At 37.9% G+C, this 16852-nt stretch carries 11 protein-coding genes; 10 read left to right on the top strand and 1 reads right to left on the bottom strand.

Annotated elements, in window-relative coordinates; genetic code table 11:
* Positions 1 to 20 precede the first annotated feature (20 nt).
* The 10 genes from RBH95_RS06180 (at position 21) to RBH95_RS06135 (ending at position 13711) form a co-directional block, all read left to right on the top strand.
* Positions 21 to 1748 (top strand): phospho-sugar mutase, encoded by a 1728-nt coding sequence (locus RBH95_RS06180; RefSeq protein WP_307901813.1) that lies wholly within the window; start codon positions 21 to 23, stop codon positions 1746 to 1748.
* The gene (locus RBH95_RS06175) at positions 1748 to 3574 is read left to right on the top strand and encodes an ABC transporter ATP-binding protein (protein WP_307901812.1); all 1827 of its coding nucleotides are present in this window, start codon (positions 1748 to 1750) and stop codon (positions 3572 to 3574) included. The genes RBH95_RS06180 and RBH95_RS06175 overlap by 1 nt, the downstream gene beginning before the upstream one ends.
* Positions 3575 to 3867: 293 nt before the next feature.
* Positions 3868 to 4410, top strand: a complete 543-nt coding sequence (locus tag RBH95_RS06170) for an RNA polymerase sigma factor (protein ID WP_307901811.1) — start codon at positions 3868 to 3870, stop codon at positions 4408 to 4410.
* A 31-nt stretch (positions 4411 to 4441) separates the two neighbouring features.
* Entirely contained in the window at positions 4442 to 4957 is a 516-nt protein-coding gene (locus RBH95_RS06165; RefSeq protein WP_307901810.1) for a hypothetical protein, read from the top strand.
* Complete coding sequence (locus RBH95_RS06160; protein ID WP_307901809.1) at positions 4954 to 5397, top strand: hypothetical protein; 444 nt, start codon at positions 4954 to 4956, stop codon at positions 5395 to 5397. Before RBH95_RS06165 ends, RBH95_RS06160 begins: the two co-directional genes overlap by 4 nt.
* A 193-nt stretch (positions 5398 to 5590) precedes the next feature.
* Positions 5591 to 6805 (top strand): RsmB/NOP family class I SAM-dependent RNA methyltransferase, encoded by a 1215-nt coding sequence (locus RBH95_RS06155; RefSeq protein WP_307901808.1) that lies wholly within the window; start codon positions 5591 to 5593, stop codon positions 6803 to 6805.
* Positions 6806 to 6823: 18 nt separating this feature from the next.
* A complete protein-coding gene (locus RBH95_RS06150; protein WP_307901807.1) occupies positions 6824 to 7912 on the top strand; it encodes an endonuclease in 1089 nt (362 codons plus the stop codon).
* A gap of 60 nt (positions 7913 to 7972) precedes the next feature.
* Positions 7973 to 8833: a fructosamine kinase family protein gene (locus RBH95_RS06145; RefSeq protein WP_307901806.1), complete on the top strand. Its 861-nt coding sequence runs from the start codon at positions 7973 to 7975 to the stop codon at positions 8831 to 8833.
* A gap of 112 nt (positions 8834 to 8945) precedes the next feature.
* A complete protein-coding gene (purL, locus tag RBH95_RS06140) occupies positions 8946 to 12611 on the top strand; it encodes a phosphoribosylformylglycinamidine synthase (protein WP_307901805.1) in 3666 nt (1221 codons plus the stop codon).
* A 413-nt stretch (positions 12612 to 13024) separates the two neighbouring features.
* Positions 13025 to 13711: a hypothetical protein gene (locus tag RBH95_RS06135; protein WP_307901804.1), complete on the top strand. Its 687-nt coding sequence runs from the start codon at positions 13025 to 13027 to the stop codon at positions 13709 to 13711.
* A 94-nt stretch (positions 13712 to 13805) separates the two neighbouring features.
* On the opposite strand, the gene ppdK is transcribed toward RBH95_RS06135, so the two are convergent.
* Positions 13806 to 16541 (bottom strand): pyruvate, phosphate dikinase, encoded by a 2736-nt coding sequence (gene ppdK, locus RBH95_RS06130; protein ID WP_307901803.1) that lies wholly within the window; start codon positions 16539 to 16541, stop codon positions 13806 to 13808.
* Positions 16542 to 16852 lie beyond the last annotated feature (311 nt).

The raw sequence follows: 16852 nt of genomic DNA, 5'->3' as shown, positions 1-16852 counted from the left end.
TTGTGATATAATATTAGCTTATGAACACTTTAGAACCTCAATTACAGGAACGCATCCAAACCTGGTTAACTTCAACCTTTGATGCCGATACCCAGCAACATATTAAATCTATAATGGACAACAACCTAAACGAACTTAAGGAATCCTTTTATAAGGATTTGGAATTCGGTACAGGAGGAATGCGCGGTATTATGGGCGTTGGCACCAACCGTATCAACAAATACACCCTTGGAAAAAATACCCAAGGATTGAGCAACTACCTTTACAAATGCTTCCCTAATCAGCCTATTAAAGTGGTTATTGCTTATGACTGTAGGCACAACAGTAAAACTTTGGCAAAAGTGGTGGCCGATGTGTTCTCTGCCAATAATATTGCAGTATATCTGTTTGAAGATTTACGACCTACACCTGAGCTTTCCTTTGCAGTGAAACACCTAGGATGTCAATGCGGAATTGTTTTAACAGCATCACACAACCCACCTGAATATAACGGTTACAAAGTATATTGGGAAGATGGCGGCCAATTGGTTCCCCCTCAGGATCACGAAACCATCAATGAAATTAATGCATTGGATTATTCCGAGGTTAAATTCAATGCCAATGAAGATTTGATTCATTACATTGGAAAAGATATTGACGATGCCTTTGTAGATGCAGCGGTTGCCAATGCTAGTTTTACCAGTCAGGAAGCCAAAGACAATTTAACGATTGTATTTACACCATTACATGGAACGTCCATTACCACAATCCCGGAAACTTTAAAACGTGCTGGCTTTACAAATGTTCATATTGTTGAAGCTCAAAGTGAGCCAAACGGAGACTTCCCTACAGTGGCTTCCCCAAACCCAGAAGAACCTGAAGCTTTAAAAATGGCCTTGGAATTGGCTGAGAAAGTCAATGCGGATATCGTAATAGGAACCGATCCCGATAGTGACCGTTTGGGAGTTGCCGTGAGAGATTTGGAAGGCAATATGGTATTGCTCAATGGAAACCAGACCATGATCATGATGACGGAGTTTCTATTGAAACAATGGCATGATAAAGACCTTATCAAAGGAAAGGAATTTATAGGTTCCACTATTGTTTCTACCCCTATGATGCAAAACCTAGCCGACGCCTTTGGGGTTTCGTATAAAGTTGGGCTTACCGGATTTAAATGGATCGCCAAAATGATCGTCGACTTCCCTGAATTGAAATTTATTGGTGGCGGTGAAGAAAGTTTCGGATTTATGGTTGGGGATTTTGTGCGCGATAAAGATGCTGTGACCTCTACCCTACTAGCTTGTGAAATTGCAGCATATACTAAAGCTCAAGGCGGTTCCTTCTACCTAGGTTTAATTGAAGCCTATGTGAAATATGGATTCTTTAAGGAACGATTGATCTCTTTAACTAAAAAAGGAATTTCTGGTGCAGAAGAAATTAAACAAATGATGGTCGATGCTCGTGAAAATCCATTGAAAGAAGTGAATGGCTCAAAAGTAGTGACTGTGGACGATTACCAACTATCCATTTCTAAAGATTTAATACAAGGCACTGAAAGTGCTATCGACATTCCAAAATCTAATGTATTAATCTACACAACCGAAGACGGTAGCCGAATTGCCCTAAGACCTAGTGGTACAGAACCAAAAATCAAGTTTTACATTAGCGTAAATACAACTTTGGACAATGTGTCAGAATTTAAAGCTGTGGAACAAAAATTGGAATCGAAAATCGATGCCATTTTAAAGGCCATGAAACTCAATTAATGGAATACCTAAAAAAACTGTCGCAATTCATCCTTCCTTATAAGAGGTATGGGTACCTTAATATTTTCTTCAATATCCTTTATGCATTGTTCAGTACACTAGGCATGGTGGCTTTAATGCCCATGATTAGTGTATTATTTGGAGAAACGGAACAGCTTACGGTAAAACCTGTGTACAAAGGCATAACGGAGCTAAAATCATATGGTCAAGATTACTTAAATTACTTTGTTACTGCAACCAATGCCAATGAAGGTCCCCAGCGCACTTTATTGTACATGATTGTTTTAATTATCAGCCTGTTTTTACTCAAAAACCTGTTTAATTATCTAGCCTTGTATTCCATAACCTTCCTAAGAAATGGGGTGCTTAAAGATCTAAGAAATGCCATTTACGACAAAGTCATTACCTTACCTATTTCATATTATTCTGAAAAGAAAAAAGGAGACATCATTGCGCGTATTTCCGGTGACGTAAATGAGGTTAAAAACTCTCTGCTGGCTGTTTTGGAGCTTATCGTTAAAGAACCTTTAACCATTCTTTTTGCCATCATTATGATGTTTGCCATTTCCACAAAACTCACCATTTTTGTGTTTTTGTTTATTCCGGTTGCAGGCTTGATTATATCCCGAATTGGAAAAAGTTTGAAGCGAAAATCCAATAAAGTACAAACGGAACAAGGAATTTTTCTCTCAACTCTAGAAGAAACCCTAAGCGGCCTTAAAGTCATTAAAGGCTTTAATGCCGAAAAGCGATTCAATAACAAATTCCAGGATTCCACCAACCGCTTTTACCATTTTTCAAACACCTTGCTCAACAGGCAAAACCTTGCCTCACCTACTAGTGAGTTTCTAGGAATTGTGACTATTGCGGCATTGTTATGGTATGGAGGTAGCATGGTTCTTATTGAAAACAGCCTATCAGGAGGTGCGTTTATCTCTTATATGGCCTTATCCTATCAAATATTAACGCCGGCAAAAGCTATTAGTAAAGCGAGTTATAAAGTAAAAGCTGGTAATGCTGCTGCCGATCGTGTGTTGGAAATTTTGAATACAGAATCTCCTTTACAGGATAAGCCAAACGCCAAGATTAAAAATGAATTCACTACAGCTATAGACGTCAACAACATCTCCTTTAAATATGAGGATGAATGGGTTTTGAAGGACTTTTCCATGACAGTTCCAAAAGGAAAAACCGTGGCTTTGGTAGGACAATCTGGAAGTGGAAAAAGTACTATTGCCAATTTGGTCACTAGATTTTATGATGTCAACCAGGGAAGTATTACCATAGATGGTGATGACATCCGCGACCTGAGCAAACATTCCCTTAGAGCTTTGATTGGATTGGTAACTCAAGATTCCATTTTGTTTAACGACTCTATCAAAAACAATATGCTAATTGGCAAACAAGATGCCAACGAAGATGAAATTATCAAGGCTCTCAAAATTGCCAATGCATGGGAATTTGTAAGCACTCTTCCTCAAGGTATTGAAACCAATATTGGAGACTCAGGAAACAAGCTTTCCGGAGGGCAAAAGCAACGTCTTAGTATTGCCCGAGCCGTGTTAAAGAACCCTCCAATAATGATTTTGGACGAAGCCACTTCAGCATTGGATACGGAAAGTGAACGTTTGGTACAGGACGCTCTAGAAAAAATGATGATGCACAGGACCTCCATTGTCATTGCCCACAGGCTATCTACCATTCAAAATGCCGATGAAATTATTGTGATGCAAAAAGGGCAAATTGTAGAGCAAGGCTCTCATGATAATCTTCTTGCCAAACAAGGAGTTTATAAAAAGCTGGTAGAAATGCAAAGTTTTGATTAACAAAACAAACACCCTTTAAAGCCAGAAAAGGATGCGACAGTTGTTGCATCCTTTTCTTTTATATTACCAAATTTGGGGACATTGGTAACAGGTTTGTAGGTTAGGCTGATGTAAACTTAGCACATTTTCACATACAAACCAAGAAAAACACGCTTTTTATCGTATTTAATTGCATTTCATCGATTTTATAATATTATAACGCACTGATAACCAACTAAATAATTAAAAATAATATTTCATTAAAATTCCATTAAACTTTTCCTAATTTGTAGGGTCTAAGCAATAAACAAAAGGTGATAAGCGAGCAAGACCTCATAGTTCAATTAAAAACAGAACGCACCAAAGAACAGGCATTTAAAGAATTGCTGTCTCAGTATAAGGAGCGTTTATATTGGCACATCAGGAAAATAGTCATTTCCCACGATGATGCTGATGACGTTTTGCAAAACACTTTTATAAAAGTTTATAAAAACATCCATAACTTTAAGGGAGAAAGCCAATTGTTTTCGTGGATGTACCGGATAGCCACCAACGAATCCATCACGTTTTTAAACCGCAAAGCCAGGTTTTTGAAAGTATCTAGTGAGGACATTCAGCAACAGGCCATTGATAATTTACAAGCCGATGTGTATTTTGAGGGTGATGAAATTCAATTAAAATTACAGAAGGCTATTGCCTTGTTACCACAAAAGCAACAGCTTATTTTCAATATGAAATATTTTGATGATATTACATATAGAGAAATGTCAGACATATTGGAAACCAGTGAAGGTGCCCTCAAAGCATCTTATCATATTGCTGTGAAGAAAATAGAACAATACCTAAGCTCGCATTAAACCTTTTAAGACCTATTTAGTCTAATATACAATGAAACACAACAAATTACATCTTAACAAAAGTACGGGGCATAAAATTCCGGACGGCTATTTTGATAAGGTCGAGGAGGCACTTTGGGACCAAACAAAATTGTCCAGCCAAATTGATGTCCATGGATTTGATGTGCCTACTAATTACTTTGATACCTTTGATGCCAAAGTTTTAAGAAAACTTAGCATAGAAAAAGCTTCAACACCCAAAACTCTACCATTTTGGACATGGAAAACCTCATTGTACATTACAGGAATTGCAGCCAGTATCCTAGTGCTATTGGGCATTTTTATAAACTCTAAAAACAATATAGACTTTAACGACCTAGAGACCGTATCTATAGAAAACTATCTATCTGAAGAAGACTTTTCTGTTCAAGACTTAGTAGTTCTTAACAGTGAAGACTATGTCCTTTTTGAGGGCTTTGATGATAGTGAGATCCCCGATTCAACTATAGAAAATTACCTTTTAGAACACTCGTCGCTTGACGACTTGGAATTCATATCAGAACCATGAAACAATTCACTTTAACATTACTTCTCTTCTGTATCAGTTTGGGCATACAAGCCCAAAGACCTGACAGAGAAAAAATTAAAACTTTGAAAATTGCCTTTTTAACCGAACGTTTAAATCTTACAAAAAAAGAGGCTCAAGAGTTTTGGCCAGTATATAATACCTACGAAGCAACCAGCAATCAACTAAGGCATGAGGCCTATACTAAACGTAGAAATGCCAATTTGGAAAATTTAACTGAACCCGAGGCCAAAACCCTACTAAATGAAATTGCAGCTATCGAAGACCAACGCCACCAATTAAAGATTAAATTTCTCAAGGATTTACAGGAAATTTTATCTGCCAAGAAAATTTTACTCCTCAAACAATCCGAAGATGATTTTAAACATCAAATGTTTGAAGAATTCAAAAAACGTCGTCGCGAACAACGCGGGAAACCATAATAAAAAGGAAGCCAAAATGGCTTCCTTTTTCATTTCAACCACAACATATCGAAATGAATGTGTTTTACTTAAAATTCTTATGACTATTCGTAGCTTTTAAACTACCTTTGCATGTTTTTATTTTTTTAAATCTGGCAACTGTTAAACTATTGCATTAAAACCAATTAGCCAACAGGGCCTTGAACATTACAATATGCGCTTACACAGAAACCTATGTTTTGCAACCGTAGATGGTTTATTACAAATATTCAATGAAGGGCTTTATGCCGATAAAGTAATCCAACAGCTTTTGAAACGCGACAAGCGTTGGGGAAGTCGTGACCGTGCCTTTGTAGCCGAAACTACTTACGATATTGTACGTTGGAAGCGCCTGTATGCTGAAATCGCCAATGTAAAGGAACCTTTTAACAGAGATGATATTTGGCGCCTGTTTGCTGTTTGGGCTACCTTGAAAGGTATTAGATTGCCTGATTGGAAATATTTTGAAAACACGCCGCAACGAAAAATAAAAGGACGTTTTGATGAACTTTCCAAAATTAGAAAGTTCCGCGACTCCATTCCGGATTGGATGGACGAGCTCGGGGTTCAAGAATTAGGCGAAGCAGTTTGGACCAAAGAAATTTCAAAACAAAACGAACAGGCCGATGTAATTTTAAGGGTGAACACTTTAAAAACCAACAAGAAAGACCTTCAACTTCGTCTTCAGTCTGAAAATATAGAGACTGAGTTTTTATCAAACTACCCTTCTGCCTTAAGGCTTAAGGAACGTGCCAATGTTTTTAAAACTGAAGCTTTTAAAGAAGGGTGGTTCGAGGTTCAGGATGCTTCTTCTCAATTGGTTGCGCCATATTTGGACGTTGCCCCTGGCATGAAAGTTGTTGATACCTGTGCGGGAGCCGGTGGAAAAACATTGCACATTGCTTCCCTTATGGAAAACAAAGGCCAAATAGTTGCCATGGACATTTACGAAAGTAAATTGAAAAAGCTCAAGGTTAGAGCAAAACGCAACGGTGTGCACAATTTGGATTTAAAAGTTTTGGATTCTACCAAGCCTATCAAGAAGCTTTACGGAAAAGCTGATAGAGTTTTAATTGATGCGCCGTGTTCTGGTTTGGGAGTAATGAGAAGAAACCCAGATTCCAAGTGGAAACTGGAACCTGAATTCATTGAAAATATCAAAGTGACCCAACAGGAAGTATTGCAACAATATTCCAAAATGGTAAAACCAGGAGGAAAATTGGTATATGCCACCTGTTCTGTATTACCATCGGAAAACCAAAACCAAGTGGCCGCCTTTTTGAAGTCGGAAAACGGTAAAGATTTCAAATTGGTAAAAGACAAAAAGATTTTGGCCTACGAATCTGGATTTGATGGTTTTTACATGGCTCAATTGGAGAAAAACAAATAATAACCGAAACGTACGTTTATGAAACATAACTACCTACTGCTTTTATTTTTCATGACTTTCCGTTTGTTTGCTCAGATTCCTGAAGGGTATTATGATGCAGCCGAAGGACTCGAGGGGTATTCCCTAAAAACAGCCCTTAAATCTATTATTGATGACATTGATGATAGTAACGGCCAAGTCTTCCACGATACTTCCGTAACCTATAGTCAACTTTGGACTTTGTACCAAACTTCTGATGTAAGAGCTGATGGTAAGGTTTGGGATATTTATAGCGATTGTGATTTTGAATTTGGCACCGACCAAGACAATGGCACAGGTGGTACTGTAGAATGTGATAAATACAACCGTGAACATACCTTTCCTCGAAGTTGGTTTGGCAACAACCAAAACCATCCCATATTTGCCGATGCCTTCCATATTCTACCAACGGATAAAAAAGTCAATGCTGAACGTGGTAATTTGGCTTTTGGCGAAGTTTCTACGGCAAGCTACACGTCTCTAAACAGTAGTCAAAGAGGCAGCACTGACCTTTCGGGACCTGTAGGAGAAGTTTTTGAACCTATAGACGATTATAAAGGGGATATTGCCCGTGGTCTATTTTATATTGCTGTTCGTTACCAAGAAGATGTGGCTTCATGGGAAACGAACGACACCAACGGCAACAGTATGTTGGATGGCAGCAGCGATAAAGTATTTGAACAATGGGCTTTAGACCTGCTTTACAGTTGGCATATCAACGACCCTGTAAGCAATAAGGAAATAGATAGAAACAATGCCATTTTTGAGCATCAGGACAATCGGAACCCCTTTATTGACCACCCCGAATATGTAAGTGCTATTTGGCAGGAAGAATTATCAGTTAGCGAGTACCAAACAAACTTGGAACCTAACTTCTACCCCAACCCAGTAAATGGCAATACACTTTATATAGATACTTCTTTTGATTTGGAAATTCAAATCTATAGTGTTTTAGGTAAACTGACTCTTGAAAAACAGGTTTCCAACACTGAAAATAAGTTGGACATTTCCAAGCTAAACAGCGGCATCTATCTGGTCAAATTACAGTATCAAAATCAGGCAGTCACCAAAAAGCTTATCAAACAATAGCTTTCATTAAGAATTTGTAATTTTAAGGTCATCATATCAACAGATGACCTTTTTTATTGCATGGAAACCAATATCATCACCTACCTATCTGAACAATTAAATGAATCCATTTTGGACTTTCAATCCATTTCAGGAGGAGATATTTCTCAGGCTTATTTATTAAGAACCAGGGACAATTCCTATTTCCTAAAAGCCAACAAGAGTCCCAAAGCTCTCGATATGTTTCAAAAGGAAGCCTTGGGACTGAAGGACATTGCTGAAACCAATACCATTTCCACTCCAGACGTATTACATTGCAATAAACTTGAAGACACTTCTCTTCTACTCATGGAATATATACCTGCAAAAACTCCTTCTTCCAAAAATTTTAAAACGCTTGGAAAACAATTAGGAAACTTACACAAGGTATCTAGCAGCTCGTTTGGGTTTGTTAGTGACAATTATATAGGAAGTTTGCATCAAAGTAACAAACCAACTAACACTTGGATCGAATTCTACGTAAACGAACGACTGTTTCCACAATTACAACTCGCTATTCTAAACCAATTACTTTTAGAGTCAGAATGTCCTTCAAAAGAACAAATGACAGCAAAACTTGCTCCCTTCTTCCAAAATGTAGTCCCCTCACTTTTACATGGCGATTTATGGAGCGGGAATTACCTGATTTCTCAAGAAGGCACTCCCTATCTTATAGACCCTGCGCCTTACTACGGACACCATGAAGTAGACATTGCCATGAGCAAATTATTTGGTGGTTTTGCCCCAGAATTCTATAAGGCTTACTACAAACAACATTCCGAAACTTCCCATACCCAAGACAGAATTTCTATTTACCAACTCTATTACTTATTGGTGCACCTCAATTTGTTTGGAAAGAGCTACTATGGTTCTGTTAGTCATCTCTTGGAAAAGTACTTTTAAGCACTACTTATTAACCCTTTGAAAATAGGAATAAGCTTTCCTAAAAAATGCCACTTAAATGACTAAAAAAGTGTATTTTTGCATTTTCAAATTACAACCTAATACATCAACAATGATTCATTTCTTTGGAAACGTAAACAGTAAGGTTTTTGCTGTTCAAACAACAAAAGAATTATCAACAGAAACCATTTCTAAATTAACATGGTTATTTGGCAACCAGCCTAAAATAGAGCAAGCATCATTGGATGCTTTTTTTGTTGGGCCAAGAGCAGCGATGATTACGCCTTGGAGTACCAATGCGGTAGAAATCACTCAAAACATGGGGATTTCAGACATCATTCGAATTGAGGAATTCGAAGCTGTTTCTGAAGATTTCAAAGGATATGATCCTATGATTTCTGAAAAATTCAACGGATTACACCAAGAATCATTCACAATAGATATCAAGCCAGAACCTATTCTTGATATTGAAGATATTGCAGCTTATAACATTCAGGAAGGCCTTTCTTTAAGTGATGAAGAAGTGGCTTACTTAGAAGGTGTTTCTGAAAAAATTGGTCGCCCATTAACCGATTCTGAAGTATTCGGTTTCTCACAAGTAAACAGTGAGCACTGTCGTCACAAAATTTTCAATGGAACATTTGTTATTGATGGTGAAGAAAAACCGACGTCATTATTTAAAATGATTCGTAAAACTTCTGAAACCAATCCTAACGATATCGTTTCTGCATATAAAGACAATGTTGCTTTTGTAAAGGGACCTGTTGTTGAGCAATTCGCTCCTAAAACAGCTGATAAACCAGATTTTTACGAAACTAAAGATTTCGAATCTGTTATTTCATTAAAAGCGGAAACGCACAACTTCCCTACTACTGTAGAGCCATTTAATGGTGCTGCAACAGGATCGGGAGGTGAAATTCGTGACCGTTTAGCTGGTGGTAAAGGCTCGTTACCTTTAGCTGGAACTGCGGTTTATATGACGTCTTACTCGCGTTTGGAAGAAAACCGTCCATGGGAACAAGCTATGGATGAGCGCAAGTGGTTATACCAAACGCCAATGGATATCTTAATTAAAGCGTCTAATGGTGCTTCAGATTTTGGTAACAAATTCGGTCAGCCATTAATTTGTGGTTCGGTATTAACATTCGAGCACGAAGAAGATGCCAGAAAATTAGGATTCGATAAAGTCATTATGCAAGCCGGAGGTATTGGGTATGGTAAAGCTGAACAAGCTTTAAAAGATACTCCTAAAACTGGCGATAAAGTAGTAATTCTTGGTGGTGAAAACTACCGTATTGGTATGGGTGGTGCTGCGGTATCATCGGCTGATACAGGAGAATTTGAATCTGGTATCGAGTTAAACGCGGTACAACGTTCGAATCCTGAAATGCAAAAACGTGCTGCTAATGCGGTTCGTGGTATGGTTGAAAGTGATGAAAACTACATTGTTTCTATCCACGATCACGGTGCGGGTGGACACTTAAACTGTTTATCTGAATTAGTTGAAGAAACTGGTGGACACATCGATTTAGATAAATTACCTGTAGGAGACCCAACCTTATCTGATAAAGAAATTATCGGTAACGAATCTCAGGAACGTATGGGATTAGTGATTGCTGAAAAACATATTGAAACCTTACAAAAGATTGCCGATCGTGAGCGTTCACCAATGTACACGGTTGGAGACGTAACCGGTAATCACCGTTTCACATTTGAATCTAAAACCAACGGACACAAACCAATGGATTTAGCCATGGATGATATGTTTGGTAGCTCACCAAAAACATATATGCATGATAAAAAAGTAGCTCGCAATTATGCCGACGTTGCTTACAACAAAGAAAACTTCTACAATTATTTAGACCAGTTATTACAATTAGAAGCTGTAGCCTCTAAAGATTGGTTAACCAATAAAGTAGATCGTTGTGTTGGTGGAAAAGTAGCCAAACAGCAATGTGTTGGACCATTACAAATTCCATTAAACAACGTTGGTGTGATGGCCTTAGATTATAAAGGTAAGGAAGGTATCGCAACCTCTATCGGGCACTCACCTATTTCTGGATTAATCAATCCAGTGGCAGGAAGTAGAAACTCGATTACTGAAGCTTTAACTAACATTATTTGGGCGCCATTAAAAGACGGATTACAAAATGTGTCTTTATCGGCAAACTGGATGTGGCCTTGTAAAAATGAAGGTGAAGATGCGCGTTTATATGAAGCTGTTGAAGCGGTTTCAGAATTCGCTATAGATTTAGGTATCAACGTTCCAACCGGAAAAGATTCCTTATCAATGAAGCAAAAATACCCTAACGAAGAGGTTATTGCTCCTGGTACGGTAATTATTTCGGCTGCGGCTAACTGTATCGACATTAATAAAGTAGTTGAACCTGTATTCCAAAAAGGAGCTGGTGATGTGTATTACATCAACCTGTCTCAGGACAACTTTAAATTAGGTGGAAGTTCATTTGCTCAGGTAGTTAACAAAATTGGTAACGACACACCAAATGTTCAATCTGCTGCTTACGTTAAAACCGTATTCAACACCATTCAACAATTAATTCTTGACGGACAAATTGTTGCAGGACACGATGTGGCTTCTGGTGGTTTAATCACAACGTTGTTAGAGTTATGTTTTGCTGACAACAATTTAGGAGCGGAATTAGATATCACCGCTTTAGCTGAAAACGATTCATTTAAAGTATTGTTTGCTGAAAATGCTGGTTTAGTGATTCAGTCGAAAGATACTTCAGTGGAGTCTGTTTTATCTGAAGCTAACATTGAATTCTTCAACATTGGTAAAGTAACTGAAAGTGACACGCTAAGCATCATCAACGAAACAGATGTATTCACCATGACGGTATCTCGATTACGTGATATGTGGTACAAAACATCGTTCTTATTAGATCAAAAACAAACTGCTAACGGCTTAGCAAAAGACCGTTACGACAACTATAAAAATCAACCATTACAGTACACCTTCCCAAGTCACTTTACAGGGAAACTTCCTGTAATTGATGCTAGTAAGCCAAGACCAAAAGCAGCGATTTTACGTGAAAAAGGAAGTAACTCTGAGCGTGAAATGGCAAACGCTATGTACTTAGCCGGATTTGATGTGAAAGACGTGCACATGACCGATTTAATTTCTGGTCGTGAAACTCTTGAAGACATTCAGTTCTTAGGTGCTGTTGGTGGATTCTCTAACTCAGACGTTTTAGGTTCTGCTAAAGGTTGGGCCGGAGCTATCAAATACAACGAAAAAGCGAATGAAGTGATTAAAAACTTCTTCAAACGTGAAGACACACTTTCAGTTGGTATTTGTAACGGTTGTCAGTTATGGATGGAATTAGAATTGATTAACCCTGAGCATGATGTTCATGGTAAAATGGTTCATAATGATTCTCATAAACACGAAAGTTCATTTACTTCTGTAACTATTCAGGAAAACAATTCTGTAATGTTATCAAGTTTAGCAGGAAGCACTTTAGGAGTTTGGATTTCTCATGGTGAAGGTAAATTTAACTTACCAAAATCTGAAGACCAATACAACATTGTTGGAAAATACGCTTACGCGGAATATCCACACAATCCAAACGGATCGGATTACAACACCGCTATGCTATGTGATGCAACAGGTCGTCACTTAGTAACGATGCCGCACATTGAGCGTTCTACATTCCAATGGAACTGGGCACACTACCCAAGCAACAGACAAGACGAAGTATCGCCTTGGGTTGAAGCTTTTGTTAACGCCAGAGAGTGGATTGAAAAACATCAATAAGAATACTTTTATTTGTCATAAAAAAAGCGGTCAAGAACAAACTCTTGACCGCTTTTCATTTTAATTTCGGTACATTTTCATGCTATATTTAAAACCAATCCGAAACAATAACCTCGTTGAAGTTTTGATTTCACACACTAGCAAATCTTCTTTAATATTTACTCTTTTTTATAAGATCCTATTAGAAATGCGACATAATTGCCCAACAACAGCAGGTTAACTCATGATTTCGAAAAATTAAAAACCTGAATCAGCATAATTTGTTTGAAATTCCAATTAAAAAGCATTACGGATCGCCATATAAATCATACAAAAAAACAAGAAATAACCTACATCTTTACTATATTCGCCACCCAACCCATAAATTTTATATGATTTTAAACTTTATTAACAATTAAAAACAAAAACCAACAATGAAAAGAAAACAATTATTAATGCTATTTACTTGTGTGAGTGCTTTTCTAGGATGTAGCAATGACAATGATTCAGAAAACAATCAAAATTCCAATTTTGACAGTTCAGATTATTACTATTTTATTTCAGGAAAAATTAATGGAGAACCTTTCCTCTATGGCCAAAGCATGGATGACAACACACTAAAATATCAAGAAGTATCCGAAATTCCTTTGGAAGCTGCAACATGTGCCTATGGCATAGACCCTAAATTGAGTTATTCAACTGCAATGTTCCCTAACTTTGACAATGAAGATACAGACCCACAAATGGGCATATCTTTCATAAGATTCTACCAATGCTCCAATCCTCAAACCTCAACTGAGGTATTTAATGATCTCTTTGCCATAGGCAATTATGAATATTCTGAAAATGATTTAAGTTCCGGTACAATGATGCAAATAGGTGTAGATTATTTACCTATAGCCATGGGAGATGTACATTATGAATCATACGGAGAAATTGACCCCAACAATACTTTTAGTATCACAAGTACTGAAGCACAGAACCAATACCTATTGGGCACTTTGGTTTCGCAAAAACAATTAGTTGAAGGAGAATTTTCAGCAAAATTGTACAATACAGAAGACAGTTCAGATTTTATAGAAATTACAGAAGGAAGATTTAAGCTCTCGGTTACGAAGTAACTACAATATTCCCTTATAAAAAAAGCGGTCAAGAACAAACTCTTGACCGCTTTTCATTTAATTAAAACCAATATAAATGAAGTAAACAAATTACTTAAACATTTCTAGCTGCTTTAATGGCTGCCTGCGCTGCCACCAATCTTGCAATAGGTACTCTAAAAGGAGAACAACTTACATAGTTCATTCCCGTATTATAACAGAATTCAACAGAACTTGGTTCCCCACCATGTTCACCACAAATACCTACTTTTAATTTAGGTTTTACGCTGCGACCTCTTTCAGTTCCAACCTTCACCAATTGACCTACACCTTCTTGATCTAAGACTTCAAAAGGATCTACTTTCAAAATTCCCTTTTCAATGTAGATTGGTAAGAACTTACCAGCATCGTCACGAGAATATCCAAAGGTCATCTGAGTCAAGTCATTGGTTCCGAAAGAAAAGAAATCGGCATGCTCCGCAATTTGATCTGCCATCAAGGCTGCTCTAGGCACTTCTATCATGGTACCAATTAAATAATCAACAGTATCATTACGCTCTTCAAAAATGTTGTTGGCTGTAGTTCTGATGATGTTTTCTTGTGCTACAAACTCCTCAACGGTTCCAATTAAAGGCACCATAATTTCCGGTTGACAAGTAATGCCTCGCTCTTTTAAGTTTAAGGCTGCTTCAATGATGGCTCGGGTCTGCATTTCGGTAATCTCTGGATAGGTATTTCCTAATCTACATCCTCTATGTCCAAGCATTGGATTGAACTCTTCCAGTTCGGCTACTTTATTTTTAACAGCTTGTAAAGAAATGTGCATTTCTTCGGCCAACTCCTTTTGAGTTGCCAATTGGTGAGGCACAAACTCATGTAATGGTGGATCCAATAAACGAATGGTAACAGGAAGGCCTTCCATAGCTTCAAAAATACCTTCAAAATCTGAACGTTGCATTGGCAACAGATCTTGTAACGCTTGTTTTCTACCTTTTACGGTATCCGCCAAAATCATTTCGCGCATGGCCTTGATTCTATCTACTTCAAAGAACATATGCTCCGTTCTGGTAAGTCCGATACCTTCTGCCCCAAAACCTCTCGCTATTTTAGCATCTTTTGGTGTATCGGCATTGGTTCGCACTTTCATTTTGGCATACTTATCGGTAAGGGTCATCAATTCTGCAAATTCACCACTCAATTCTGGCTCTACAGTTTCTACTTTTCCTTCAATAATATTACCTGTTGAACCATTTAGAGAGATCCAATCCCCTTCATGATATTCATGACCGTCCACGGTTAAAGTTCTTGCTTTATAATTGATTTTTAAAGCACCTGCTCCAGAAATACAGCATTTCCCCATACCACGGGCTACAACAGCCGCGTGTGAAGTCATCCCGCCGCGAGCCGTTAAAATACCTTTGGCAATGTGCATTCCTTCCAAATCCTCAGGAGAGGTCTCTATTCTCACCAAAATACTGTTTTTAAACTTGGCCGCTTCGTCCGCAAAAAAGACGATTTTTCCGGTAGCCGCTCCAGGAGATGCTGGCAACCCTTGTGCAATTACATGGGCACTTTTTAAAGCCTTAGGATCGAATACTGGGTGCAGTAATTCATCTAATTTATTAGGTTCGATATGAAGTAAAGCTTCCTTCTCATCAATTAAACCTTCTTTTAGTAAATCCATGGCAATCTTCACCATTCCTGCTCCAGTACGTTTTCCATTTCTGGTCTGCAAGATCCATAATTTGCCTTCCTGAATGGTAAATTCCATATCCTGCATGTCTCTATAGTGCTTTTCAAGGGTTTCTTGATAGCTATCGAGTTCTGCAAAAATACTTGGCATCACTTCTTCCAACGACGGATATTTTTCTGCGCGTTCTTCTTCTGTAATTTGAGCTAATTCTGCCCAACGTTTAGACCCCAATAAGGTAATTTGCTGTGGTGTTCTAACACCGGCTACTACATCTTCTCCTTGCGCATTGATTAAATATTCACCATTGAAAACATTTTCACCAGTACCGGCATCACGGGTAAAGCACACCCCTGTTCCTGAGTTATTCCCCATGTTTCCATACACCATGGCTTGAACATTCACCGCAGTACCCCAATCGGCTGGGTATCCATGCATGTTTCTGTAGTAAACAGCTCTATCACCATTCCAGCTATTAAACACCGCTATAATGGCTCCCCAAAGTTGTTCCCATGGATTGGTTGGGAAACTGTGACCTGTTTGCTTTCTCACAGCATCTTTAAAGTCATATACCAAATCTTTTAAATCCTGAACAGTAAACTCTGTATCCAATTGAATGCCCCGCTTTTCCTTAAGGTTTTCCATGATTTCCTCAAACGGATCGATATCTTCTTTAGATACTGGTTTCATGCCTAAAACCACGCCCCCGTACATTTGGATAAAACGACGATAGGAATCCCATGCAAATTGTTCGTTATTGGTTTTTTTGGCCAATCCCAATACCACTTCATCATTCAACCCTAAATTCAAAACGGTATCCATCATCCCTGGCATGGATACTCTAGCACCGGAACGAACAGACACCAACAATGGGTTTTCCTTGTCTCCGAAGCCACTTCCCATTAAAGATTCAATATTAGCAATAGAAGCTTCTACCTCCTCCTTAATCATATCAACAACAGTATCCTTACCCAGTAAATTGTACTCCGTACAAACTTCTGTGGTGATTGTAAAACCTGGCGGCACTGGAATACCAATAGCACTCATCTCTGCTAAATTGGCCCCCTTACCTCCTAAAAGGTTTTTCATTGTACTATTGCCATCTGCCGATTTATTTCCAAACCGATAGACTCTAGTTTTTGTTGCTTCCATTATTTCCATAATATTAATCTTTAAGAAAATTTAACGCTTCTTTATACATATAAAAGTACTCATTACCAGTAGCCCAATAAATGATTTATATCATACAATGGAAGATTTTAATTACTTATATCTAGTTACAACAAGGACCTTCAACGTATTAGAGCACAAATAGAAAGCCTTTCATTTCTTCTTTTGAAAAATAAGGTTTTTAACCTGTATTTTGCTTTTTTAGAATCTTAAGACGACTTCGTTGATCCCATTAAGATGTTTTTGCTTCCTTTTAATAACTCTTTTATTTAGAAATATACTCTCAAGCATTACTGCCTTAA

The organism is Mangrovimonas sp. YM274 (assembly GCF_030908385.1).
GTDB lineage: Bacteria > Bacteroidota > Bacteroidia > Flavobacteriales > Flavobacteriaceae > Mangrovimonas_A.
Note: the sequence above shows the minus strand (reverse complement) of the source record. Positions and strands in the feature narration are given on the sequence as shown.

What these genes read in the sequence shown, in the direction of transcription:
- RBH95_RS06180 (WP_307901813.1), top strand. Translation starts at nt 21, where the DNA reads ATGAACACTTTAGAACCTCAATTACAGGAACGCATCCAAACCTGGTTA.
- RBH95_RS06175 (WP_307901812.1), top strand. Translation starts at nt 1,748, where the DNA reads ATGGAATACCTAAAAAAACTGTCGCAATTCATCCTTCCTTATAAGAGG.
- RBH95_RS06165 (WP_307901810.1), top strand. Translation starts at nt 4,442, where the DNA reads ATGAAACACAACAAATTACATCTTAACAAAAGTACGGGGCATAAAATT.
- RBH95_RS06160 (WP_307901809.1), top strand. Translation starts at nt 4,954, where the DNA reads ATGAAACAATTCACTTTAACATTACTTCTCTTCTGTATCAGTTTGGGC.
- RBH95_RS06155 (WP_307901808.1), top strand. Translation starts at nt 5,591, where the DNA reads ATGCGCTTACACAGAAACCTATGTTTTGCAACCGTAGATGGTTTATTA.
- RBH95_RS06150 (WP_307901807.1), top strand. Translation starts at nt 6,824, where the DNA reads ATGAAACATAACTACCTACTGCTTTTATTTTTCATGACTTTCCGTTTG.
- RBH95_RS06145 (WP_307901806.1), top strand. Translation starts at nt 7,973, where the DNA reads ATGGAAACCAATATCATCACCTACCTATCTGAACAATTAAATGAATCC.
- purL (WP_307901805.1), top strand. Translation starts at nt 8,946, where the DNA reads ATGATTCATTTCTTTGGAAACGTAAACAGTAAGGTTTTTGCTGTTCAA.
- RBH95_RS06135 (WP_307901804.1), top strand. Translation starts at nt 13,025, where the DNA reads ATGAAAAGAAAACAATTATTAATGCTATTTACTTGTGTGAGTGCTTTT.
- ppdK (WP_307901803.1), bottom strand. Translation starts at nt 16,541, where the DNA reads ATGGAAATAATGGAAGCAACAAAAACTAGAGTCTATCGGTTTGGAAAT.